At 35.9% G+C, this 21,522-nt stretch carries 25 protein-coding genes; 13 read left to right on the top strand and 12 right to left on the bottom strand.

Annotation, left to right across the window (positions count from 1 at the left end; all coding sequences use genetic code 11):
- The first annotated feature begins 406 nt into the window (after positions 1-406).
- The 6 genes from LQV47_RS06310 to gwsS all read left to right on the top strand — a co-directional run bounded on the left by LQV47_RS06310 (position 407) and on the right by gwsS (position 3,703).
- On the top strand, positions 407-643 hold the full coding sequence (locus LQV47_RS06310; protein WP_230034996.1) for a hypothetical protein: 237 nt from the start codon (positions 407-409) through the stop codon (positions 641-643).
- A 117-nt stretch (positions 644-760) separates the two neighbouring features.
- Entirely contained in the window at positions 761-985 is a 225-nt protein-coding gene (locus LQV47_RS06305; protein WP_230034994.1) for a hypothetical protein, read from the top strand.
- A gap of 63 nt (positions 986-1,048) precedes the next feature.
- Entirely contained in the window at positions 1,049-1,261 is a 213-nt protein-coding gene (locus tag LQV47_RS06300; RefSeq protein WP_230034992.1) for a hypothetical protein, read from the top strand.
- 101 nt (positions 1,262-1,362) lie between these two features.
- Positions 1,363-2,391, top strand: coding sequence for a grasp-with-spasm system ATP-grasp peptide maturase (gene gwsG / locus LQV47_RS06295; RefSeq protein ID WP_230034990.1), 1,029 nt, complete (start codon positions 1,363-1,365; stop codon positions 2,389-2,391).
- Positions 2,388-2,609 carry a hypothetical protein gene (locus LQV47_RS06290; protein ID WP_230034988.1) on the top strand — a complete coding sequence of 74 codons (222 nt, stop codon included), beginning with the start codon at positions 2,388-2,390 and terminating at the stop codon, positions 2,607-2,609. The genes gwsG and LQV47_RS06290 overlap by 4 nt, the downstream gene beginning before the upstream one ends.
- A 2-nt stretch (positions 2,610-2,611) precedes the next feature.
- The gene (gene gwsS, locus LQV47_RS06285) at positions 2,612-3,703 is read left to right on the top strand and encodes a grasp-with-spasm system SPASM domain peptide maturase (RefSeq protein ID WP_230034986.1); all 1,092 of its coding nucleotides are present in this window, start codon (positions 2,612-2,614) and stop codon (positions 3,701-3,703) included.
- A 13-nt stretch (positions 3,704-3,716) separates the two neighbouring features.
- Here the strand turns inward: gwsS and LQV47_RS06280 are convergent, their stop codons facing one another.
- A complete protein-coding gene (locus LQV47_RS06280) occupies positions 3,717-4,253 on the bottom strand; it encodes a DUF2867 domain-containing protein (protein WP_230034984.1) in 537 nt (178 codons plus the stop codon).
- A 262-nt stretch (positions 4,254-4,515) separates the two neighbouring features.
- On the opposite strand from LQV47_RS06280, the gene LQV47_RS06275 reads away from it, so the two are divergent.
- The 3 genes from LQV47_RS06275 (at position 4,516) to LQV47_RS06265 (ending at position 6,276) form a co-directional block, all read left to right on the top strand.
- Positions 4,516-5,664 carry a methionine aminotransferase gene (locus LQV47_RS06275; protein ID WP_230034982.1) on the top strand — a complete coding sequence of 383 codons (1,149 nt, stop codon included), beginning with the start codon at positions 4,516-4,518 and terminating at the stop codon, positions 5,662-5,664.
- A 186-nt stretch (positions 5,665-5,850) separates the two neighbouring features.
- Positions 5,851-6,048, top strand: a complete 198-nt coding sequence (locus tag LQV47_RS06270; RefSeq protein ID WP_230034980.1) for a bacteriocin — start codon at positions 5,851-5,853, stop codon at positions 6,046-6,048.
- 30 nt (positions 6,049-6,078) lie between these two features.
- On the top strand, positions 6,079-6,276 hold the full coding sequence (locus LQV47_RS06265; protein WP_230034978.1) for a hypothetical protein: 198 nt from the start codon (positions 6,079-6,081) through the stop codon (positions 6,274-6,276).
- Between the two features lie 75 nt (positions 6,277-6,351).
- On the opposite strand, the gene LQV47_RS06260 is transcribed toward LQV47_RS06265, so the two are convergent.
- Positions 6,352-7,116: an SDR family oxidoreductase gene (locus LQV47_RS06260; RefSeq protein ID WP_230034977.1), complete on the bottom strand. Its 765-nt coding sequence runs from the start codon at positions 7,114-7,116 to the stop codon at positions 6,352-6,354.
- An 89-nt stretch (positions 7,117-7,205) separates the two neighbouring features.
- Positions 7,206-8,144, bottom strand: coding sequence for an AraC family transcriptional regulator (locus tag LQV47_RS06255; RefSeq protein WP_230034975.1), 939 nt, complete (start codon positions 8,142-8,144; stop codon positions 7,206-7,208).
- Positions 8,145-8,356: 212 nt separating this feature from the next.
- Between LQV47_RS06255 and LQV47_RS22485 the strand changes: the two genes are divergently transcribed.
- The 3 genes from LQV47_RS22485 (at position 8,357) to LQV47_RS06245 (ending at position 8,956) form a co-directional block, all read left to right on the top strand.
- The gene (locus LQV47_RS22485; protein WP_290368639.1) at positions 8,357-8,491 is read left to right on the top strand and encodes a hypothetical protein; all 135 of its coding nucleotides are present in this window, start codon (positions 8,357-8,359) and stop codon (positions 8,489-8,491) included.
- A gap of 75 nt (positions 8,492-8,566) precedes the next feature.
- A complete protein-coding gene (locus LQV47_RS06250) occupies positions 8,567-8,737 on the top strand; it encodes a bacteriocin (protein ID WP_230034973.1) in 171 nt (56 codons plus the stop codon).
- A gap of 54 nt (positions 8,738-8,791) precedes the next feature.
- Complete coding sequence (locus LQV47_RS06245) at positions 8,792-8,956, top strand: hypothetical protein (RefSeq protein WP_167449386.1); 165 nt, start codon at positions 8,792-8,794, stop codon at positions 8,954-8,956.
- A gap of 64 nt (positions 8,957-9,020) precedes the next feature.
- Here the strand turns inward: LQV47_RS06245 and LQV47_RS06240 are convergent, their stop codons facing one another.
- The 6 genes from LQV47_RS06240 to typA form a co-directional block, all read right to left on the bottom strand.
- Positions 9,021-10,109 (bottom strand): hypothetical protein, encoded by a 1,089-nt coding sequence (locus LQV47_RS06240; protein ID WP_230034971.1) that lies wholly within the window; start codon positions 10,107-10,109, stop codon positions 9,021-9,023.
- 82 nt (positions 10,110-10,191) lie between these two features.
- Positions 10,192-11,283 (bottom strand): redox-regulated ATPase YchF, encoded by a 1,092-nt coding sequence (ychF, locus tag LQV47_RS06235; RefSeq protein ID WP_209802760.1) that lies wholly within the window; start codon positions 11,281-11,283, stop codon positions 10,192-10,194.
- A gap of 181 nt (positions 11,284-11,464) precedes the next feature.
- On the bottom strand, positions 11,465-12,016 hold the full coding sequence (locus LQV47_RS06230; protein WP_230034969.1) for a ferritin: 552 nt from the start codon (positions 12,014-12,016) through the stop codon (positions 11,465-11,467).
- A 328-nt stretch (positions 12,017-12,344) separates the two neighbouring features.
- Positions 12,345-13,958 carry a family 10 glycosylhydrolase gene (locus LQV47_RS06225; RefSeq protein WP_230034967.1) on the bottom strand — a complete coding sequence of 538 codons (1,614 nt, stop codon included), beginning with the start codon at positions 13,956-13,958 and terminating at the stop codon, positions 12,345-12,347.
- 422 nt (positions 13,959-14,380) lie between these two features.
- Positions 14,381-15,745 carry an MFS transporter gene (locus tag LQV47_RS06220; RefSeq protein ID WP_230034965.1) on the bottom strand — a complete coding sequence of 455 codons (1,365 nt, stop codon included), beginning with the start codon at positions 15,743-15,745 and terminating at the stop codon, positions 14,381-14,383.
- A 262-nt stretch (positions 15,746-16,007) separates the two neighbouring features.
- The gene (gene typA / locus LQV47_RS06215) at positions 16,008-17,813 is read right to left on the bottom strand and encodes a translational GTPase TypA (RefSeq protein ID WP_230034963.1); all 1,806 of its coding nucleotides are present in this window, start codon (positions 17,811-17,813) and stop codon (positions 16,008-16,010) included.
- 211 nt (positions 17,814-18,024) lie between these two features.
- Here typA and LQV47_RS06210 point away from each other — a divergent pair, with 211 nt between their 5' ends.
- On the top strand, positions 18,025-19,356 hold the full coding sequence (locus tag LQV47_RS06210) for a right-handed parallel beta-helix repeat-containing protein (RefSeq protein WP_230034961.1): 1,332 nt from the start codon (positions 18,025-18,027) through the stop codon (positions 19,354-19,356).
- Positions 19,357-19,365: 9 nt separating this feature from the next.
- Here the strand turns inward: LQV47_RS06210 and LQV47_RS06205 are convergent, their stop codons facing one another.
- The 3 genes from LQV47_RS06205 to LQV47_RS06195 form a co-directional block, all read right to left on the bottom strand.
- Complete coding sequence (locus tag LQV47_RS06205) at positions 19,366-19,605, bottom strand: DUF1294 domain-containing protein (RefSeq protein ID WP_230034959.1); 240 nt, start codon at positions 19,603-19,605, stop codon at positions 19,366-19,368.
- Positions 19,606-19,718: 113 nt separating this feature from the next.
- Positions 19,719-20,267 carry a type 1 glutamine amidotransferase domain-containing protein gene (locus LQV47_RS06200; protein ID WP_230034957.1) on the bottom strand — a complete coding sequence of 183 codons (549 nt, stop codon included), beginning with the start codon at positions 20,265-20,267 and terminating at the stop codon, positions 19,719-19,721.
- 146 nt (positions 20,268-20,413) lie between these two features.
- Entirely contained in the window at positions 20,414-21,091 is a 678-nt protein-coding gene (locus LQV47_RS06195) for a YceI family protein (protein ID WP_230034955.1), read from the bottom strand.
- Positions 21,092-21,522: the final 431 nt, after the last annotated feature.

Genomic DNA, 21,522 nt, shown 5'->3' with positions numbered 1-21,522 from the left:
TTTTACTGCTCAAGATGCAGTTCAATGAAACCTTCCAATACACTTATCGTATGACACTTCGGGTATGCTTTAGGAACATAATACCCAAAAGTCAATTCAGTATTTTAAACATCCATGCTTAATTCAACAGACCCTCAAACCAGAGTAGTCAGCATTATTCTATTAAAGATATCTGTCTCTATTTTCATTTAATCCGTCTTTATATACACTTATTGAAAAACCAATTACACTTACAAAGTGAAGATTGATTTCCATTAAAAATATATTTAATCTTGTATAGACAATAACAACTCATTATCAATAAGATACGGCGGGGTAAAAACAAAATGAAACTCAAAAAAAATTAAAAAACGCTGAAAATTACTCCATGGCGGGAAGACAGGAGTAAAAACTAAATTTCAATATCATGAAACTAGAAAGTTTAAAATCAGAAAAATTTAAAAAATTAGACAGTCACGCGATGCATGAAATTAAAGGAGGTCTTGTGGAAAGAACCGGGTCCGGCTCTCTTATTGGAACCCCGGGAGGAGGTATACGGACTGCCAGCTCTGATACATTAATCTGGGATGACAACGGTGGAGGCTTACAGCATGTAAGTTTCGTGGATGCAAAAACAGGGTTGGAAATATCCTATTTTATGTAATACAACCATAATTCTAATTCTTACAGGAACTATCAGGATAACAGTTGAACCTGAAGAATACTGTACGCTGAACAACAGTCTCAAGGCGAAAGACAGAGATAACTAAAAAATTTAATAATGAAACTAGAAAAATTAACATCAGAAAAATTCAGAGCATTACATAATGACCTGATGGGTAAAATTAGAGGCGGTCAGAATGTGGCAACCAACGCCGGGGCATTTATGAATGGCGGTGTTCCCGATATTTCGACTCATGACATCAACGTTTATAACGACAGAGGTACTCTCCTCACTCAAATCTTCTATGCTACCGATGGCAGTAAGCATGTTATATCTGTGTAAAAAAAATACGCTGAACAATTACTTCATGGCGGAAAGACAGAAGTAAAACTAAATCCAAAATTTATGAAAAAATTAGAAAGTTTGACGTCTTTGAAATTCAAAGAAATGACTACAAGCCAAATGAGCACATTCAAAGGAGGAGCTATTATTGCAACACAGGGTGCTTATTCTCCAGACCATGGAACATCATGGGTCCGATGCCCTGATAGAGAAGATACTGTTCTTAAATGCAAGGAATATCTTATTAATGATGTATGGTATGGAGGTACTTACTAGTGATTAGCATAATGGTCATTAGTAATATCTAAGTTATTGCGGGATGCGATAAGTATCCCGCATTTTAATTATAACTGATTGTCATAGAAGTAAATAAATATATGATGCACCTGATCCAAAGTAACAAAAATGACCGATCCACTAATGATGTGCTGGACTGGATTTTTTATCTGGAAAATAAAAATAAAATCTGCCGTATCAATAATGAAACAGTTATTCAAAGTATCAGTTTTAAAATATCAAATACAGAAGGCTTTTCAGTGGAGTTATCTACCGACCAGGGGAACATTAACAGCAAGGAAATTAAAAAATTCTGGTATAGAAGAGGAAACTTTAAAAGCAATAAGGGATTTACATTATCCATGCACGACACTAAGTTGAAACAAATGATTTTCCGGATTCAGGATAATTTTCAAAGAGAAAATGAAAGAATGATTGACAATGTCTACTCAGCTTTCGAAAAAGGAGGAAGGATAAACAGATTTCAGGAAAATGTTACCAATAAAGTGCATAATCTTAGCCTGGCCAATGATGCAGGATTAAAAATACCGGAAACATTAGTGACCAACAATATAGATGAATTATTAAGCTTTTCTGCGAGACATAATTCAATTATTACAAAAGATATTGAATTTAATTCATTTCAGTTTACCTATACAGAAGGTTCAGAGGTATATATCCATCAACCCGTTCTCAAACTTTCAAAAAGCGATATTCAAAATCTGAGCATACAAAACAATGGAAAAGAGTTCAGCCATTTTTCCATGTACCAGGAGTATACCGAAAAGAAGTATGAACTACGCATCTTTTATCTGAAAGGTAAGTTTTATACTATGGCCATTTTCTCACAAGCCAACGAAAAAACAAAAACTGATTTCAGAAACTATGATAATGAAAGACCAAATCGGTGTGTCCCTTATCAATTACCCAAAGAAATAGAGGTAAAATTAACCTCATTTATGCAAAGCATTGATATGAATTCCGGTTCTATTGATATGATCTATACTCCTGAAAAAGAATATGTCTTTCTGGAAGTAAATCCTATAGGGCAGTTTCAATGGTTGTCTAAATGCTGTAATTATGATATTGAGCGACAGATTGCTTTTGATCTATTAAAAGAAGAAATATGAAAAAAGAAGAGCAAGAAAAAATAAAAGAAGAAATACAAACCTGGATGGCAGAAAACAAAAGCCAGCTATCTTTACATTCACACACCTGGAATATAGATGTATTTGAAAGTAAAAAAAATAGTGATTTCCAGGAATCTTTAAAGCTGGGTAAGTACAATGCAGAGCTGGCAGAGGCTGACCCTTTTTACAAACCTTATTCTAAAATGCATATATTATAACTATGGATCACTTGCTGCTTTTATACAGTCACTGTATCATCGTAAAAGGAGCTTCCCGCTCGGTAATCTGCGATCTTCAGAGAAGGAAGATTTATCCTGTACCTCATTCTCTGGTGTCATTATTTACAGATGAAAGGTATATTAATGTCCCTGAAATCCTGATACAGCTCGATGATGATGAAAAAGAAATATTTCATGAGTATCTGGAGTTCATAGAAGAACATGAATTTGCATTCTACTGTTCTTCTGAAGAAATAGAATTATTCCCTAAAATGGCTGAAGAATGGTTGTTTCCGGCTCATATCTCTCACTGTATTCTGGATGCGGAGTATGAACTTCCATATTTCGACACCCAATTTCTTGAGCAGTTGGAAGCACTCTGCTGTAATTTTATTCAGTTCAGATTCTTTAAGGAAGCATCCTGGAATGAATTAGAAAGAATAATGAGTATGATAACTCCTTCACAAATAAAATCCGTGGAGATTATACTTCCCTGTAAAAATGAAGATCTTTTTTATCAAAGCATCGAATTATTTGTCAGGAAACATAAAAAAATAAGCAGTCTTACCATTACCGGAACCAATGTAACAAAAATTTATAAGGAAGGCAGTCACGGAACTGGTTATATATTGCAGACTGACAGGATTATTGACAGCGAAATTCACTGTGGGGTTATCGATAGCAGTTTATTCTCCATTAATATTACAACCTTTACCGAATCTTTGGCTTTCAACAGTTGTCTTAACCGGAAAATTGGTATCGACACTAAGGGTCATATTAAAAACTGCCCCAGCATGAAAAAAAGTTTTGGCCATATAAAGGATACCTCTTTGGAAGATGCTATAACCCAGCCGGATTTCAAAAAATACTGGACTCTCAGTAAAGATAAAATCTCAAAGTGTAAAGACTGCGAATTCCGTCATGTATGTACCGATTGCCGGGCCTATCTGGATGAACCTGGCAATATATACTCAGCACCGCTGAAATGTGGGTATGATCCTTACACATGTATCTGGGAAGAATGGAGTAATAATCCTTTAAAAGAAAAAGCAATACAATATCACCAGATGCAGGAACTGATGATCAATAGATGATACTTCCCAATTTCTATCTGGCTTCCAGCTTACCGATTACATTTTTCAGCATGGCCGGAACAATCAGTCTGTGAAAATGGCGAACCGGTAAAAAATATAAGATTCCCAGCCAGTTATGAAATTTTACAGTCGTAGAAATGGTCAGTGCTTTTTCAGTCTTATCATCCTGGATTTTATCAAGCAGCAGGGAAACTCTGAAGTCGAGATGTTTATCATCCTCTCCCAGTATAATTTCATTTTCTGTTTTTTCAAATACTGTAAAAATCCCCATACGTTCCCCCACTTCACACTGAAAGTGATCAGCAGCCTGAGCCTTATCAGGATCTGCTCCTGTTTTTAATCCAAATAATCCAACCACTTTATTCCTGAAGGCAAACATTTTCTTTCCCCATTGCGGACCACTGATAAAAAAAGCTTTCCCAACTTCTGAGATGTCAATATCTGACTTGCTGTTCATTACTTCACCCGCAAAGCTGTCAACATAATCAAAATCCTTTTGGTCTTTAGCTAACACCGATTTTTGCGGAAAGTCAATCTTCTTAATCTTCATTTTCATGGGTTTAATGGGTTATTGGTCTACCAAATGTAGGTATCTTCCAACGAAGTAAAAAGAAAAAAGCATCTTTTTTTAAACAAATGTTTATTTAATTTCTAACCTACAAATCTATCGCCATAAGCTGAGTTTCTATGAGAATAGCGCTTCTTATTAACCCAAATCAAATTCAGATTCAGAGAGAATTCTTGATTTAATTCTCGATCATTTCAAACTGTTTTAAATATTTCATTAAATTCGATACTGAAAAAATCGTTTTATGATACAACTTCCTTTATCAAAACTTTCCAATGTGGGAACTACCATTTTCAGCCAGATGACACAGCTGGCCAATGAGAATGAAGCCATCAACCTCTCTCAGGGCTTTCCTGACTTTATGCCTGATATGGAACTCTTAAACCATGTAGACCATTTCATAAAAAAAGGGTTCAATCAGTATGCTCCCTTAGGAGGAATGATTGGATTAAAGGAAGAAATTGCCCGGAAAATTGAAAACAGCCATCAGGCGACCTATCATCCGGACACAGAAATAACCATTACCGCAGGAGGTACTCAGGCCATTTTTACAGCAATTGCCGCTTTTATAAAAAAAGAAGATGAAGTTATTATCTTTGAACCTGCCTATGACTGTTATGAGCCTACGGTAGAACTTTTCGGAGGTGTCGTAAAGCGTTTTGAGATGAAAGCTCCGGACTATGAGATCAACTGGAATGATGCAAAAAAGCTGATCAGCGGGAAAACGAAAATGATCATTCTTAACAACCCTAATAACCCTTCCGGAAAGATCCTGAAAGAAAATGATATTCAGGAACTTATCAACATTGTAAAAGATACTTCCATTCTTATTTTAAGCGATGAAGTCTATGAAAATATTGTTTTCGACGGGAAACAGCACTTAAGCATCTGCCAGCATCCCGAACTTAAGGAAAGAAGCCTGCTGGTAGCCTCATTTGGAAAACTTTTCCATGTTACAGGCTGGAAAGTAGGCTATTGTGCAGCACCGAAAAACTTAACCGATGAATTCCGAAAAGTTCATCAGTTTAATGTTTTCTGTGTCAACACTCCTATTCAGCTTGCCCTGGCAGAATATATGAAAAATGACGAACATTATACTCACCTTAATCAGTTCTTTCAGGAAAAAAGAGATTTTCTGAGAGAAGGCCTTTCCGGGACTTCTTTTGAATTACTGGATTGTGAAGGAACTTACTTCCAGGCCGTCAAATACAATAAGATTTCTGATAAAAATGATTTTGACTTCGCAACCCTGCTAACGGTGGAACACAAAGTGGCAAGTGTTCCTTTTTCTTCCTTTTACAAAAACAAAATCAATGAAAATGTCATCAGATTATGTTTTGCCAAGAAACAGGAAACACTGGAAAAAGCTATTGAAAACCTTTCAAAAGTTTAGCTGCTTATCCTTTATATTTATCATACTTTGAACCGCCTGATCACAGTCGGTTCTTTTGTTTTCTCTTATTTTCATTAAGCAGAAAATAACATATAAAAGTAGACAACCTCTCAATTTTATCCACACAATGTGATATATTTCAACTATTTTACATATCTTAGTGAAAATCAAACAAATAAATATACTATGGAAACGAAAATCTTATCGAAAGGAAAAAAACTTAACAAAAAAGAGTTGAAAACGATTGCCGGAGGTATGCTGAACTGTATGCCTGCTCAGGAAATCTGTCCTCCGCATCTTGAACCGTGTGAATCTCATGTTGATGAGAATGGCTGTTCAATGATTTCTCCTTTTTGCGGCCAAAAAATATGCAGACCCCAATAATATTCAGCATACTCATTTAAAATTAAAACCATGAAAAAACAAACAGTAAACAAAGGAAAGAAGTTAAATAAGAAAGAATTGAAAATGATCACCGGAGGGCTTGTAAGATGTATCATTTCCGGTACACGCTGCCAGTACTACGGACCGGGTTGCAAAGAACCTCAGTGCCAGCCACCTACCCCCGTTGATCCCATCGAAATAGTGGATCCTGTATTTCCAATAAACTAGATTCAAACGTTATTACAAATAAAAAAGAACCAGCCCTCTCAGGGTTGGTTCTTTATTTATATCATTTCAGAGTGCTTATAAAAACATTCCTCCCGAAGCTTCAATTCTCTGCCCATTGATCCATCCTGCGTCTTCGGTACATAAAAATGCCACTACTCCACCTATATCGTCAGGAAGTCCAACTCTTCCTAAGGCTGTAGCCCCTGCAACTACGGCGTTTATATCTTTATCATCTCTTACTCTTCCTCCTCCAAAATCTGTTTCAATCGCGCCTGGAGCCACTACGTTAGCTTTAATTTTTCTACTTCCCAACTCTTTGGCCATGTACTTTGTCAGCATTTCTACCCCTGCTTTTATAGAACCGTAAACAGATGATCCCGGCGTAGCAAATCTTGCCAGCCCTGAAGAAATATTTACAATTCCTCCTCCATCATTGATAAACGGTAAAAATTTCTGAGTTAGGAAAAATACACCTTTGAAATGAATATCCACAATATCATCAAGCTGTTCTTCAGTAACTTCGGTAATAGGTGAATATAAAGCTGTCCCTGCATTATTGATCAGGTAATCAATAGTTGGACTTCCTGTATTTTGCTGTAAATGATCCGTAACTTCTTTTACGAATCCGTCAAAGCTCCTGATATCTTTTGTATCCAGCTGAAAAGCGGCTGCCTTTCTTCCCAACGCTTTAATTTCCTCTACTACAGCTTCTGCTTCTTCTTTATTGCTTCTATAGGTAATAATGACATCCAATCCTTTTTGAGCAATTTTAAGTGCAGAATTCTTACCCAATCCCCGGCTTCCTCCGGTTACCAGCGCAATATTTGTTTTTGTGTCCATTTTATTTTGATTATTTTGATGTTACAAAGTTGGGGTATTTTCAGCGTCAACGGTTTGCTTGAATCAATCTGAAATTTGCAAAATTCAAATCATGAACGAAATTCTAATGGGGCAAATGTTGTTTTTCTTTTAAAAAAGTTTGAAAAGTGGGCAATTTCTTCAAAACCCAAAGCATAAGAAATCTCAGAAACATTCCATTTAGTTTGTTTTAAAAGGATTTTAGCCTCCTGGATAATGCGGTCTGCAATAAATTCGGTAGTTGTTTTCCCTGTATTTTCTTTCAGCTTTTTATTTAAGTAATTAACATGAACAGCCAATCGGTCCGCATAATCTTTGGCCGTCTTCAACTGCAGTCTCTGTTCTGTAGATTCAATAGGAAACTGTCTTTCCAGCAATTCTATAAATAAAGAAACCACCCTCATGGAAGCATCGTTTGAAGTTGAAATATTGGATGCCGGCTGCAGTTTCTGTCCATAATGAATCAGTTCCAGTACGTAATTCCTGATCAGGTCATATTTATAGATATAGTCTGAAGCGATCTCTTTTTTTATTTTTTTAAAAAGAATTTCAATTTCTTCAGCCATCTCATCATCAATTTCAAAGACAGGCACTCCTCCCGGCTGAAAGATAGGAAGATCTTCCAGACTGTTATAGGATTTATCTTTTATAAAGAAATCTTCGGTAAACACACAAAAGCTTCCTGACTGTTCAGGAGATTCGGGAACCCAGTGGTAAGGAAGTTTAGGGGTTGCAAATAATAAAGCATTCTGGTGTATTGAAATGACTTTATCGGCATATTCAGCCCTGTTTTTGCCTCTTATAAAGCTTATTTTATAATACTTCCTTCTATTGTAAGGCATTTCTGAGGTTGTTTTTATCCTTTCAATAGTTTGGGCAATATCAAAAACATTAAAATGTCCGATGTCTTTATGGAGACCTTTTGGGAAAATACTTTCAAGGTCCTGTCCCAGCTTGGCTGCCATTTCTTTATAAAAATCTTCCAGTGAAGTATGAGCTATCTTTTCCATAGCAGATGATTTGTAAAATTCAAATATACAAAGTTGGATGTATATAAAAGTAAAATAATTATTTCATTCTTTTCTATATAAAGTGATATACTATAATAATTTTTACTACCTTAGTCTTCAGTAACTTACTAAAAATCAAAACTATGAAAAACCAAATTTAACAAGCCGGGAAAAAATTAAACAAGAAAGAGCTAAAAATGATTACCGGTGGTATGCTTGATTGCATGCAGCCTGTATTATGTCCTGAGTGGCCATGTGAGACGTATCCACCGGATGATCCCAGAAACTATACAACGATTTCCGTAGGCTGTGCTCAAAAAATATGCAGACCACAACTTATAGAATAATATATAACAGTTTATTGTGTGAAGTTCATACAACTTCTGAAAATACATTCAACCTATCAACTAAAATTAAATGCTATGAAAAACAGAAACTTAGACAAAGGAAAAAAATTAAACAAAAAAGAGCTGAGAACCATCACTGGCGGTTTACTGCAATGTGTTGATCTTATGACAGGTTTATGCAGAATCGTTGGAGCAAGCTGTGCAGAGAGACAGTGCAGATTTGTTCCAGGTCCAATATTACCATAATATAAATACTATTTAAAAAAATACCTATAACAACTAACCTATAAAATCAAGACAATGAAAAATCAAACATTAAACAACGGGAAAAAATTAAACAAAAAAGAACTAAGAATTATCACCGGAGGAAAAGAAATGTGTTTACTTGCAAACCTACAATGTAAGAGATACTCTCTAAGCTGTGCAGAGCCACAGTGCCAGCCGGGACCTATAGAACTTGAATAATATAATGATAATGAAACGCTTCCCATATGGAAGCGTTTTTTATGATAAAGATATATTCGGATTACTAAATACTAATTCCTCCAATATTACGAATAACCCATTTTCCTTTCTGATATTCTGCAGCATAATCATTTGTGAAACTGCTTCCTGATACATAAATATAAAACTTATTAGGATTTTTTACATCTTTTTTAATTTTTGAAATACTCCCTTGAAAAACATCAGTGATCCTGGTATAAGCAGTTTGTTTTCTTCTATTTTCAGGTACAAATAATACTCTCTGGTTAGGATTTATCTGATGAAAATAATCACAATCATTTTTATAAACAGCGAAGCTATAATACATTTGCTCAAGTTTTACATCACCATAGTTCGGCAACATTAATTCATAAAGTTGAGTAAATTTATTTTTTTCTGATTTAAATAAAGGATTCGTATCAGCAAAATCATTAATTCCATCTCTGTCTGTATCTGCATTATTAGGATTCAATCCAAAGCTTTTCTCAAAAATATCATTGTAACCGTCCTTATCAGAATCCTGTAACAAATATTTTAATTTTATCTTAAATAATTTTCCATCTTCCATTGCCGAATAATCATCATACCCCGGAAGTCCCGGAACTTTGATAATTTTCACCAAGCTCCCTTCAACCTGAAGATAATCTCCGTCTATAATAGGCTGTTTCTGAACAACATTAAAATAATAATGACTAAAACTTAACCCCATAAAATACGCTGAAGGTTTATCATTTTCAATTTTAAGCAACCAGTATCCTAAGTTATTTCTTGCTAATCCATATAAGATATTTCCAATTTTTTGTTGGCTGCAGTACCAAAATTGCATTGAAAATTTCTCATGAAATATTTTAAATTCTTCTTCCTGCGCTTTCCATTTTTTTTCCTCTTCATCAGAATTAGTATAAGCATGCAATTCAGTGCTGTCTTTCTTAAAATCTCTATATTTTGTAAGATTTACTATTTCAAGATAATCCGGTTTTTCATCAAGAATCTGTTTTACAGTATAAGATTTTTGTTCCTTATAGCCTTCAAATATTTGGTCTGTAAGGCTTATAAAACATCTGTCTTCTACAGTTTTTGAACAGGAAAAAAGCAGTATACAAGCAACAGAAAAATATATAGATTTCATCATCATTTTTTGACAAGCGTATGCAAAAAACGCTCCCAAATTCATGGAAGCGTTTTTTTATTACAAACTAACTTTAATATTTTTTCTCTTATACGTTGAATCTGAAGTGCATGATGTCACCATCCTGAACGATATATTCTTTACCTTCCACAGAAAGCTTTCCGGCTTCTTTAATCTTTACTTCAGAACCATAAGTCATATAATCCTCATACTTGATTACTTCGGCACGGATAAATCCTTTTTCAAAATCTGTATGGATCACTCCTGCTGCCTGAGGAGCTGTCCATCCCTGTCCGATAGTCCAGGCTCTTACTTCTTTTACTCCTGCTGTGAAATACGTTTGAAGTTTTAATAAGTCATAAGCCTTTCTGATCAAACGGTTTACGCCCGGTTCTGTAAGACCTAATTCTTCAAGGAAGATCTCTCTTTCTTCGAAAGTTTCCAATTCATTAATATCAGCTTCAATCTGAGCCGCTAAAACAACAACTTCAGCACCTTCATTTTTAGCCATTTCTTCAATCTTACCAATCCAGTCGTTTCCGTTCTTAATGGAATTTTCATCAACATTACAAACGTAAAGTACAGGTTTGTTGGTCAAAAGCTGTACTTCTGAAATCACTGATTTTGCGAAATCATCCATAGCAAATTCTCTTGCATTTTTACCGTCTTCAAGGAATTTCTGAAGATTTTGAAGTGTTTCATACGTCAATAAATCTTCTTTCTTTCCGGACTTGATGAATTTTTTTGCTTTTTCAACTGCCTTTCCTACTGTTTCAAGGTCTTTCAGCTGTAATTCGATATCAATAATTTCTTTATCTCTTAGCGGATCTACAGAACCTTCAACATGAATAATGTTTCCGTTATCAAAACATCTTAAAACGTGGATGATTGCTTCACACTCACGGATATTGGCCAGGAACTGGTTTCCCAATCCTTCTCCTTTGCTGGCTCCTTTTACAAGACCCGCAATATCAACGATTTCAACTACAGCCGGTAAAACTCTCTCAGGTTTTACGATTTTCTCCAGTTCAAACAATCTCTGATCCGGTACAGAAACCGTTCCAAGGTTCGGCTCAATAGTACAGAAAGGATAGTTTGCTGATTGAGCTTTTGCATTGCTCAGACAGTTAAAAAGAGTTGATTTACCTACATTCGGCAGGCCTACGATTCCACATTTCATATTGTAAAATTCAAAGTTTAAGGTTCAATTGTAATTCAAGTTTTCTCCAACTTTTACTGTTGAATACCGGACCTTGAATTATGAGTGTGCAAAGATAGTGATTTTAAAGGGAGATTCATAATAAAAAAATCTGCCAGCATTCTGACAGATTTTCAGGTAATTTTATTTTAATAAACAGGGTTCAGGGATTATCTCCCGTGGCATTCTGCGCCAATGGCACATCATTCGGGGTTTCCTGTAACGTTTTATCTAAAGTAAATAAAGATTCGTCGGTTGCCCTGTCACCCCCTGCAATTTTCAATTTATCAATTAAGTTCTGAGCCAGTGTTTCTTCTTCAATCTGTTCCTGTACAAACCACTGCATAAAATTCCATGTCGCCCAGTCCTTTTCTTCCATGGAAAGGTCTACAATCCTGTAGATAGCCGTTGTATTATCCACTTCATGTTTAAAGACTCCGTCAAAGCACGCGGTGAGTGTTTCAGGATCCGCCGGAGGAGCAGGAATGGCATCTACTTTTGGCTTACCTCCTCTGTTTAGAATATATTCCATGAATTTTATTGAATGATTCCGTTCTTCCTGAGCATGTCTGTACAGAAAGTTGGCAATCCCCTGATATCCTTTGTCATCAGCCCAAATTCCATAAGATAAAAAAACGTGTGATGCATGAATTTCTTTATTCATTTGGTCACTAAGTGCTTTTTCCATGTTTGCGGAAAGTCTGTTCGTATTCATAATGCTATATTTTGGTGATTATGGGATTTATAATGCAAAAATGGTTCCGACAATATCTTAAGTTTTTATATATAAAATCAAAATATATTTATATTTAACTGATTTTCATTATTTTAAATTAATAATTTATAGTTATTCTAAAATAAAACCCGGTTTATTTCAGAACCGGGTTTAATATTGTGAGTGAGCACAAAAACGCTGAGATTTTATACATTTTTATTGTTACGGTAGAGTAAAATCAAAAATCTCTGAAAGATAGACCGGCATCAATTGATATAACGATCCTTTATATTTCTCAGCTTCTCACAGCTCTTTTGTATCAAAAAATTTACTTGATTTTTTTTGCAATATAATCACTTTCATTTCCAAGTCTGTCAATAGCTTTGATGGCTAGAGCATTTAATTTTTTTCCATCCTTAAACTTTGGGATATCTTTGGAAAGGGTATCCAGTGTTACAATTTCGGTTTCCCACAGTCCGTTATACTGTGTAAAAAGTACCCATTGAAAAACCTCACCGATATTTTTGGTGCTCCAGTTTACCCGTGCAGAACTTCCGTTATCTGTAATGAACAGTGTAGGAGCCTGTAGTGGAGCAGCTTTTATCCATGGTGTTTTAGGGACTAAAGCTTTTTCACTGTAAGGTCCGTTTTTAAGGACCGGAAGCATATTTGGATTTTTTGTGAGCCCGGCAATACTCCAGTGGATTTCTCCGGCATCTTTTTTCAGGATGTTTCTGGAAATTTCAATCTGGTTTTTAATCTCCGCAGGGCGGTCAGAAACTTTGATCTCCACAGTATTTAATCCCGGCCATACATGGCGGTTCATGGTATTTTCTGCCTGCCACCAGCTTAACAGCGCTTCAAAGCCCTGGCCTTTTGAATCTATCGGCCAGTACAGCTGTGGTGAGAAATAATCTACCCATCCTTTATTCAACCATAATTTGGCGTCTGCATACAGTTCATCATATTGTGAAGACCCCACGATTCCTGCCGGATATCCCGGTTTCCAGATTCCAAACGGGCTGATTCCAAATCTTACATAGCTCTTTTCAGCATGGATTTCTTTATAGATACGTTCTACAAATTTATTTACGTTATCTCTTCTCCAGTCTGCTCTTGACAATGTTCCTCCGTTGCTTATATAAGCATTCCAGCTTGCATTATCGGGAAAATCTGCCCCTCTGTTATACGTAGCGTAAGGATAAAAATAGTCATCAAAGTGCACTGCATCAATATCATATCTTTTCACAATATCTTTTACAACATTGGAAACGTGGCCCTGTGTTTTAGGATTAGCCGGATCAAACCAATACATTCCATTCTTTAATCTTACTACAATATCGGAAAGTTTATTGGCCATGGACAAGCTGTTTACCGAACCTCCGTTGGAATGATGGGCACGGTAAGGGTTTAACCAGACATGAAGTTCCAATCCCCTTTTATGAGCTTCTTCAATCCAAAACTGAAGCGGATCGTAGTTTGGATAAGGAGCTGCTCCTGTTTCACCGGTTAAAAAATACGACCAGGGTTCAATATTACTGGTATAAAGAGCATCTGCAGAAGGTCTGATCTGGAAGATCGCGGCATTAAAATTATTATCTTTCAGCATATCAAGCATACTGATGGCTTCTGCTTTCTGCTGATCTACGGTCAGGTTATTTCTTGAAGGCCAGTTGATATTTGCAACACTGGCAATCCATGCTCCCCGGAATTCTCTTTTAATTTCCGGAAGAGTGGTTCTGAACGTTTCTTCTGCTGGAACTCCTGTTTTGGGCTTGGTTACCACTACAGGTTCTTTTGGCTGGGTTGTATTAATGTTGGGTTTTGTTGTGCTGTTTTTAGTGGGAGGTGTCTTTACAACATTGTTCTGAACGGAACATGAGGTGCTGTAAGACGCAAAAATTCCTAATAAAACGATAAGCTTTAATTTATTTATTCTCATATATTGATCTGAAGAAAGATTCTAAGATATTAAAAATGCAAAACTAATGATATAAAGATGATTATCCGAATTTGAAATATCTTTTTTAATGTTCCAAATAATTTCTGCATTGTTTTAGCTATCAAGCCTGTTTAAACCCATTAAAAATTGAGCCACAAAAGCTGAGTGAAACGTTATAAACACTTTAGTTTATTTTAAGTTTAAACGGATTGAAAATAAAAAGTACACTAAAGCAAAAAACTTTGATTTTTTAACTTACGTGGGCTTTAATAAGCTTATTTTCACAACTTTATTAAACTTAAGTATTCAAGAAATTTGTAACTTTTGACTACGTTGAATCTTCGATTGTAGTTAAAATAAAAAGTGTGAACAAGTTCATCCACAAAAGAATTTAAATCACCGTCAGCAATACCTGTACCGCTTTATTCTTCCACTTTCGTAAGATCAGTCTTATAGGTTTCCGGAATGAATACTATATTAACTATTATGGCTAAAACCACAAGAAATAACGGGTAAACTAATCCTATAAATGGCGAAAGAAATGCGCTTACTACAAAGCTGGTCTTGATAAATTCTGTTACGAATGCTGTAGCACCTCCAATAAAACCGTTTCCCATATTCTGGGCAAACCCCATACTTGTATATCGTATTTTTGTAGGAAAAATTTCCAGCATAAAAGCTCCCAAAGGGCCATAAGTAGCTGCTGCAGCCACTGAAAGCAGAAAGCTCAATCCTACGATTTTCAATGTGGCTTCGGTGCTGACTGAGTGCACTTCATTAATACCCTGAGGATTTCCTATCTTCATAAAAAGATAAAAAGACAGCGGAATCAGAATAAGACTGGAAACCAGGCCTCCGATAAGCACTTTTTTACGTCCAATTTTATCACTCAATGCACCAAAGTACTGATAAAAATATACACTTAAAAACATGGCTATTCCGGTAATCAGTAAAACGGTAGTATTTTCCAGCTTCACCGTATTCTGCAAAAAGAAAAATACAACAAACTGATTGGTCTGCATCACTGAACTTTGTGCGGCATTGCCTCCGAAAATAGCTTTCAGCATTGTTTTCACATTCCCTTTCGTTGTAAACGCTTCTTTAACCGGTGATTTGCTTGTTTTCCCGGATTTTTTAAGCTCTTCAAAAACAGGGCTTTCATGAAGTCTTTTTCGTATAAAATAGCTTAAAATCACCAATACAGCACTTAAAAGAAATGGAATTCTCCAGCCGTAACGGTTAAAATCAGCTTCAGACATTGTACTTTCTGTTATAAAAACAACACCCAGGCAAACCAACAGCCCTATGGGAACTGTAGCCTGAATAAATCCGGTATAAAATCCCCGTTTTTCCATTGGGGCATGTTCCGCTACATAAATGACAGCGCCGGCATATTCGCCGCTGATAGCTAATCCCTGAAACAATCTACACAGCAGTAAGAGAACCGGAGCAGCCCAGCCAATGCTTGAAAAATTAGGAATACATCCAATTAAGAATGTGGAAGCTCCCATTAAAACCAATGAAATAAGGAAGGAATATTTTCGCCCTATTTTATCTCCGATATTTCCAAAAATAAGGGATCCTATCGGGCGGAACATAAACGATGATCCTACGATGGCAAGGGTCTCCAGGAAGTGAGAACCTTCCGATGGGAATAAATTTATGGAAAGAACTTTTGCAAGAATTACAGCAAGCAGCATATCATACCACTCAATTAATGTTCCTACAGATGATGCAATAATAACAGTTTTTATATCGTTTTTATAGGCAGCTTTTGCAACGTCCATTTATTGTATTATTTTATAATTATACTATGTTTTTATTATCTATGGCAGCGTTTGGTAGTTTCATTGCTGCATGAGCAAACATACAATTATTTCCATATTAAAAACCAATAAAATAAAAAAAACATTAAAAAGCACCCTGGAATAGCTGAAAAACAAACACAACAATTAGGGATAAATAAAAACGCATTATCTTTAAATATACCGCTACAAAAGCAAAAAGCCCCGATAAATCGGGGCTTTAACTTTATATAAGAATATTTGATTACGCTTTCGCTGATCTTTCCATTCTTTTTCTTTCTTCTTCAGAAAGGATTTTCTTTCTCATACGGATGAAGTTTGGAGTTACCTCGATTGCTTCATCACCCTGGATATATTCCATACATTCTTCAAGAGAGAATAAGATTTTTGGAGCAACTCCTGTATCTTTATCTTTTCCTGATGCTCTCATGTTGTTCAGCTGTTTTGCTTCAACAATGTTTACCACAAGATCTCCAGGTTTGTTTTGTTCTCCAATGATCATACCTGCATAGATTTCCTCACCCGGATCCACAAAGAACTTACCTCTGTCCTGTAATTTTGCAATTGAATATTCTGTAGCAGGACCTTGAGTTTTGCTGATCAATACTCCATTATTTCTTCCAGGAATAGCTCCTTTGAAAGGCTTATATTCTGTGAAACGGTGTGCCATAATAGCTTCACCAGCAGTAGCTGTCAACATCTGAGAACGCAATCCGATCAAACCTCTTGAAGGAATTTCGAATTCCATGTGCTGCATTTCCCCTTTAGTTTCCATGATGTGAAGATCTCCTTTTCTCTGAGTTGCCAGGTCGATAACTCTTGAAGCATATTCTTCAGGAACATCAACAACCAAAGATTCATAAGGCTCACATTTTTCACCATCAATTTCTCTAAGGATCACCTGTGGCTGACCAATGGTCATTTCGTAGCCTTCTCTTCTCATTGTTTCGATCAAAACTGACAAGTGAAGAATACCTCTACCGAATACAAGGAATGTATTGGCATCATCAGTCTGCTGAACTCTTAATGCTAAGTTTTTCTCTAATTCCTTCGTTAATCTTTCTTTCAGGTGATTAGAAGTAACATATTTACCATCTTTTCCGAAGAAAGGTGAATTGTTGATAGAGAACGTCATGTTCAAAGTAGGCTCATCGATAGCCGTTCTTTCCAATGGCTCAGGATTTTCAAGATCTACAAATGAATCACCAATCTGGAAAGCATCAAATCCTACTACAGCACAGATATCTCCTGCCTGTACTTCAGTTACTTTTTTCTTTCCTAATCCTTCGAAAACGTAAAGTTCTTTTACTTTTCCTTTTACAATTTTACCGTCTGCCTGAGCAAGCCCAATCCACTGAGATTCTTTAAGCTCACCTCTTGTTACTTTACCGATCGCAATTCTTCCTAAGAAAGAAGAGAAATCAAGAGAAGTAATCTGCATCTGAAGAGTTCCTTCAGCTACTTTCGGTTCAGGAACATATTGTAAAATCCCGTCTAATAATGGTAAAATATCTTCAGTCTGCTCTAGTGAAGTATTGAACCAACCTTGCTTAGAAGAACCGTAGAATGTTGGGAAATCCAATTGTTCTTCAGTGGCTTCAAGGTTGAAGAATAAGTCGAATACCTGATCGTGAACCTCGTCCGGACGACAGTTTGGCTTATCTACTTTATTGATAACAACTAATGGTCTTAAACCTAGTTCCAATGCTTTCTGAAGTACGAATCTTGTTTGTGGCATCGGTCCTTCGAACGCATCCACCAACAAAATAACTCCATCAGCCATTTTTAATACTCTCTCTACTTCTCCACCGAAATCAGCGTGACCAGGAGTATCAATTACGTTAATTTTTGTGTCTTTATAAGTAACAGAAATATTCTTGGATAAGATCGTGATCCCTCTTTCTCTTTCAAGATCATTGTTATCCATAATTAATTCTCCACTCTCCTGATTTTCTCTGAAAATATTGGTAGCGTGAATGATTTTGTCAACCAAAGTCGTCTTCCCGTGGTCAACGTGTGCGATAATCGCAATATTTCTAATGTTTTGCATATAGGATTTTTACGGGTGCAAAAATAGTGATTTAAAATGAATTAATTAAAAAGTTTATGCAATATTTAACAATTTCATAATGAGAAATTTAGATAATTCCCATTTATAATCACTAAAAAAATATGTTGCGTCAAGTTCTGACGCTGGTCAATTTTACCTTTGTTCCTATAAAACAGCACCAAATACTCATCTCTTTAAAAAAACAAAAAAAATGACAAATAATTTAAGCATACTGACCATTAATGAATTCATTGATTCTCAGGATCCTGATTTAGATAAAGAAATTGTAACACTGATTGATCAATACAGCGGGGAACTTGTTAATTTCAGGAAACAGACTAAACCGGTTCCTGCCAATGGCCGTTATCTGTACCGTACCAAAATCAATAATGATGAGTCTACCGTGTATTATAAAAGAATTGTTACCCATGATATTTCTATAAGAATTGCGGAAGTATACGGCGATGGCAATACAGATGACTCCCGTGAAATCCAGCAGCTCATCAATGAAATGGAAACAGGACAGGTTTTACGTTTAGACAATAGAAGATATATGCTCCGAAGTCCGCTACAGATCAATAAAGCTATTAAAATTAAAGGTTCTTCTGTGAAAAGCAATATCAGCTTCCCTCCATTTCTGATCACCAACAACAATGACGGCATTATTCTCAATACCTCCGGAGTGGTTCTTGAGGGATTTGGAATTTATAATATCATATGGTACACCACATCTCCCAATACCATCACTGGAATTAAAGTGAATGGCACATTGGAAAATCATATCCATGACATTCTTTTAAGAGACCTAACGATCAGAGGATACCAAACCGCGTTAGAAGTCAATGATATGTCTTCCTCACAAATTCAAACCGTAAAAGCCGAAAACTGTAAGGTGGGAATCCATGTTAAAGGGCTATCTGCCCATAATGAAATCTCTAACAACACGTCAATTACGATTAACGGCCATTATGATATCCCGGGCAGCAAAGGCATTTGGTTTGAAGGCACTTCCCCGAAAAAAGGATTGAGAATTACCAATACGATCATCTGCAATGTCTACGAAGGAATCTATGCCGAAAATGCCTCACAGATTAATTTTAAAAACAATATCATTGATTTTTGCAGACATCGTGGAATTACCATAGCAGAAAACTGCAATAACTGGAATATCAACAGCAATTACATCGCTCTTTCCCAACCGGGATACGGAATATATTTGGATAATAATGCGCAGGGTTCAGCACTGACACGTGGAAACAAAATTGTGGATAATGACCTCTTACTCTATGATCATCCTGAAAACGACACCACTTCTATAGGCATTAATATTATGGGAAGAGGATCTCTTTATGATGAAGTAAGAGGAAATTCTTTCAAGAATTTTAAAGCATATGATATTAAAGCAGATACCGGATTAAAAACAACGATAACTCACAATAAATGCTTATCTGAAATGACTCCGAATATCATGGGCAACTTTATAACAAATGATAACCTGGGAACGGTCTGTTATCAAAAACTGAACGATCAACTTTTGCAATAAGAAATCCTATCAGTGTCTTACAAACCTGTAAAGCAATACAAGATCAACAAGAACCACCAAGATAAATTTCATCAGGAATGATTTTTTAGAGGTTTTATGGTTAAATATGATTATTCCGCCTACAAGTGAGAGTCCTAAAAGGGTATTTTCTGAAATCCTCCGTTGGTTTTTCTTTGCCTTCAGTTTATCAAACCCAAAAACACAGAATGTGACTACATTTACAATCAGCAGGCAGATAATTATTTTCAATATTAATTTTTAGCAAATATAAAAAGATTGCTCCTGATAAATACCATTCCTTTCAACACAAAAAGGCCCGGGCTTTGAAAGTACCGGGTCCTTTATACCGTGCTTCAGTATGGTTACAAACCCTGTCCGGCATGTTGTCCTTCTTTGATCTCTTCTACCATTTTAGCATTAAAGGCTGGTAAATCTTTTGGTGTTCTGCTCGTTACCAATCCATGATCTACAACAACTTCACGGTCTTCCCAATGTGCTCCCGCGTTGATCAGATCTTTACTGATTGAATTCACAGACGTCATATTTCTTCCATTCACAACTTTTGCATTGATTAAGATCTGCGGCCCATGACAGATAGCTGCAACAGGCTTATTTTGTATAAAAAAATCTCTTACAAATGATAGTGCCTGCCCATTTGTTCTTAGCTGATCAGGATTAATCACTCCGCCAGGCAAAACCAAAGCGTCATAGTCAGAAGCTGCAGCCTCATCCAATGTTTTATCTACCTCATATTCTTTTCCCCAGTCTTTTTCTGCCCATGCTTTAATGGTACCAGACTTTGGACTTACAATATCGGCAGTCCATCCCTGTTGTTCCAAATATTCTTTCGGTGATTTCAGTTCACTTTCCTCAAAGCCATTGGTGGCAAGAATTGCAATTTTTTTCGACATGATTTTACGATTTTAAGGTTACCCTGATAAAGAGAAAAAATAATGCCGCCTGTGTGTTATAAACTGCTAAAAAAAGTTAAAGATATGCATACAAAAAAAAAGCTGCTTTTAGTAAGCAGCTCTGTATTCTATTATTGGTCAGTCTATTATTTTTTAGCTTTTACATCAATGCCGATCTCGATGTCTTTGCTGATCATCCATTCTGCAGGATCTGCCTCTGAAGTACCGAATTTAAGCCCCCAATCCGCTCTGTTTACAGTAAATTTAGCCTGAATAGAAGCTGTATTATCTACTACATCTACTTTAGCCGGGAAAGTTACATTCATTGTTTTTCCTGATAAAGTAAGGTTTCCACTTACCGTTTTGTTAGCTCCTGCTACAGCATCTTTTGGTGCTTCTTTTAAATCTGCAACACTTGTAATTTTGAATTCTGAAGTTGGGTTTTTCGCCGCATCAAAGAAATCAGGGGTTTTCAAGTGAGTTTCCAGATCTGCCGGTTTTTTATCCTTCTCTGTTACTGAAGCCGGATCTACTTTAATAGAGTTCATGTCGATCACAAAGTTCCCTGCAGAAACCTGACCTCCATCAACGCTGATATCTCCTGATTTTACACTAAGTGTTCCCCAACGAGGTGCCATACCTCCTTTGTGATAAGCTTTCCAGTTTACTACTGAAGTTGCAGCATCTACTGCCAATACTTCTCCTTTGCTTTCTGCAACCGTCTGCTCCTGAGCTGTAGCCGCAGTATCTGCAGATTTTCCTTTATTACATGATGCTACAAGCAATCCTACTCCTACTAATGCAATTACGCTAATTTTTTTCATATTGAACTGTTTTAAAAAAGTTTGTATTTTAAGATTCCAAAAGTAAAAAAACTTTATTTCTGTTCCCTTACCATACATCAAGAAATGAAAAATCTTGGTTTTTATTGTGCAGCAGGTTATTTAATTCAACCTTTATTTATGATATTAACAAGCATCATAATTACACCACAAGACATCAGCCATTAGCTAACATGAAAATATAATATAGATCATATTCCAGATTTCAAACTTATTTAATTATCAAAAGGCTTTCATCTCGCTGTACACTATCTTTTCTTATACTATTAGCTAATTATCCCATTTTATTTCTGAAATCCTATATCACATCGAGTTATTAATTATCAATAATATTTAAATTTAACATATAAAGTAGCAAATATTAAAAGAAATTAGTATTTTAGCATAGATAAAATACTAAATATATAAAATAA

It is taken from the genome of Chryseobacterium sp. Bi04 (genome assembly GCF_918698085.1).
In the GTDB taxonomy this organism is placed as follows: Bacteria; Bacteroidota; Bacteroidia; order Flavobacteriales; family Weeksellaceae; genus Chryseobacterium.
This window is presented reverse-complemented; position numbering and strand designations above follow the sequence as displayed.

Coding starts and splice junctions, on each gene's coding strand:
- LQV47_RS06310 (WP_230034996.1), top strand. CDS start 407: ATGAAACTAGAAAGTTTAAAATCAGAAAAATTTAAAAAATTAGACAGT.
- LQV47_RS06305 (WP_230034994.1), top strand. CDS start 761: ATGAAACTAGAAAAATTAACATCAGAAAAATTCAGAGCATTACATAAT.
- LQV47_RS06300 (WP_230034992.1), top strand. CDS start 1,049: ATGAAAAAATTAGAAAGTTTGACGTCTTTGAAATTCAAAGAAATGACT.
- gwsG (WP_230034990.1), top strand. CDS start 1,363: ATGATGCACCTGATCCAAAGTAACAAAAATGACCGATCCACTAATGAT.
- LQV47_RS06290 (WP_230034988.1), top strand. CDS start 2,388: ATGAAAAAAGAAGAGCAAGAAAAAATAAAAGAAGAAATACAAACCTGG.
- gwsS (WP_230034986.1), top strand. CDS start 2,612: ATGGATCACTTGCTGCTTTTATACAGTCACTGTATCATCGTAAAAGGA.
- LQV47_RS06280 (WP_230034984.1), bottom strand. CDS start 4,253: ATGAAGATTAAGAAGATTGACTTTCCGCAAAAATCGGTGTTAGCTAAA.
- LQV47_RS06275 (WP_230034982.1), top strand. CDS start 4,516: ATGATACAACTTCCTTTATCAAAACTTTCCAATGTGGGAACTACCATT.
- LQV47_RS06270 (WP_230034980.1), top strand. CDS start 5,851: ATGGAAACGAAAATCTTATCGAAAGGAAAAAAACTTAACAAAAAAGAG.
- LQV47_RS06265 (WP_230034978.1), top strand. CDS start 6,079: ATGAAAAAACAAACAGTAAACAAAGGAAAGAAGTTAAATAAGAAAGAA.
- LQV47_RS06260 (WP_230034977.1), bottom strand. CDS start 7,116: ATGGACACAAAAACAAATATTGCGCTGGTAACCGGAGGAAGCCGGGGA.
- LQV47_RS06255 (WP_230034975.1), bottom strand. CDS start 8,144: ATGGAAAAGATAGCTCATACTTCACTGGAAGATTTTTATAAAGAAATG.
- LQV47_RS22485 (WP_290368639.1), top strand. CDS start 8,357: ATGCTTGATTGCATGCAGCCTGTATTATGTCCTGAGTGGCCATGTGAG.
- LQV47_RS06250 (WP_230034973.1), top strand. CDS start 8,567: ATGAAAAACAGAAACTTAGACAAAGGAAAAAAATTAAACAAAAAAGAG.
- LQV47_RS06245 (WP_167449386.1), top strand. CDS start 8,792: ATGAAAAATCAAACATTAAACAACGGGAAAAAATTAAACAAAAAAGAA.
- LQV47_RS06240 (WP_230034971.1), bottom strand. CDS start 10,109: ATGATGATGAAATCTATATATTTTTCTGTTGCTTGTATACTGCTTTTT.
- ychF (WP_209802760.1), bottom strand. CDS start 11,283: ATGAAATGTGGAATCGTAGGCCTGCCGAATGTAGGTAAATCAACTCTT.
- LQV47_RS06230 (WP_230034969.1), bottom strand. CDS start 12,016: ATGAATACGAACAGACTTTCCGCAAACATGGAAAAAGCACTTAGTGAC.
- LQV47_RS06225 (WP_230034967.1), bottom strand. CDS start 13,958: ATGAGAATAAATAAATTAAAGCTTATCGTTTTATTAGGAATTTTTGCG.
- LQV47_RS06220 (WP_230034965.1), bottom strand. CDS start 15,745: ATGGACGTTGCAAAAGCTGCCTATAAAAACGATATAAAAACTGTTATT.
- typA (WP_230034963.1), bottom strand. CDS start 17,813: ATGCAAAACATTAGAAATATTGCGATTATCGCACACGTTGACCACGGG.
- LQV47_RS06210 (WP_230034961.1), top strand. CDS start 18,025: ATGACAAATAATTTAAGCATACTGACCATTAATGAATTCATTGATTCT.
- LQV47_RS06200 (WP_230034957.1), bottom strand. CDS start 20,267: ATGTCGAAAAAAATTGCAATTCTTGCCACCAATGGCTTTGAGGAAAGT.
- LQV47_RS06195 (WP_230034955.1), bottom strand. CDS start 21,091: ATGAAAAAAATTAGCGTAATTGCATTAGTAGGAGTAGGATTGCTTGTA.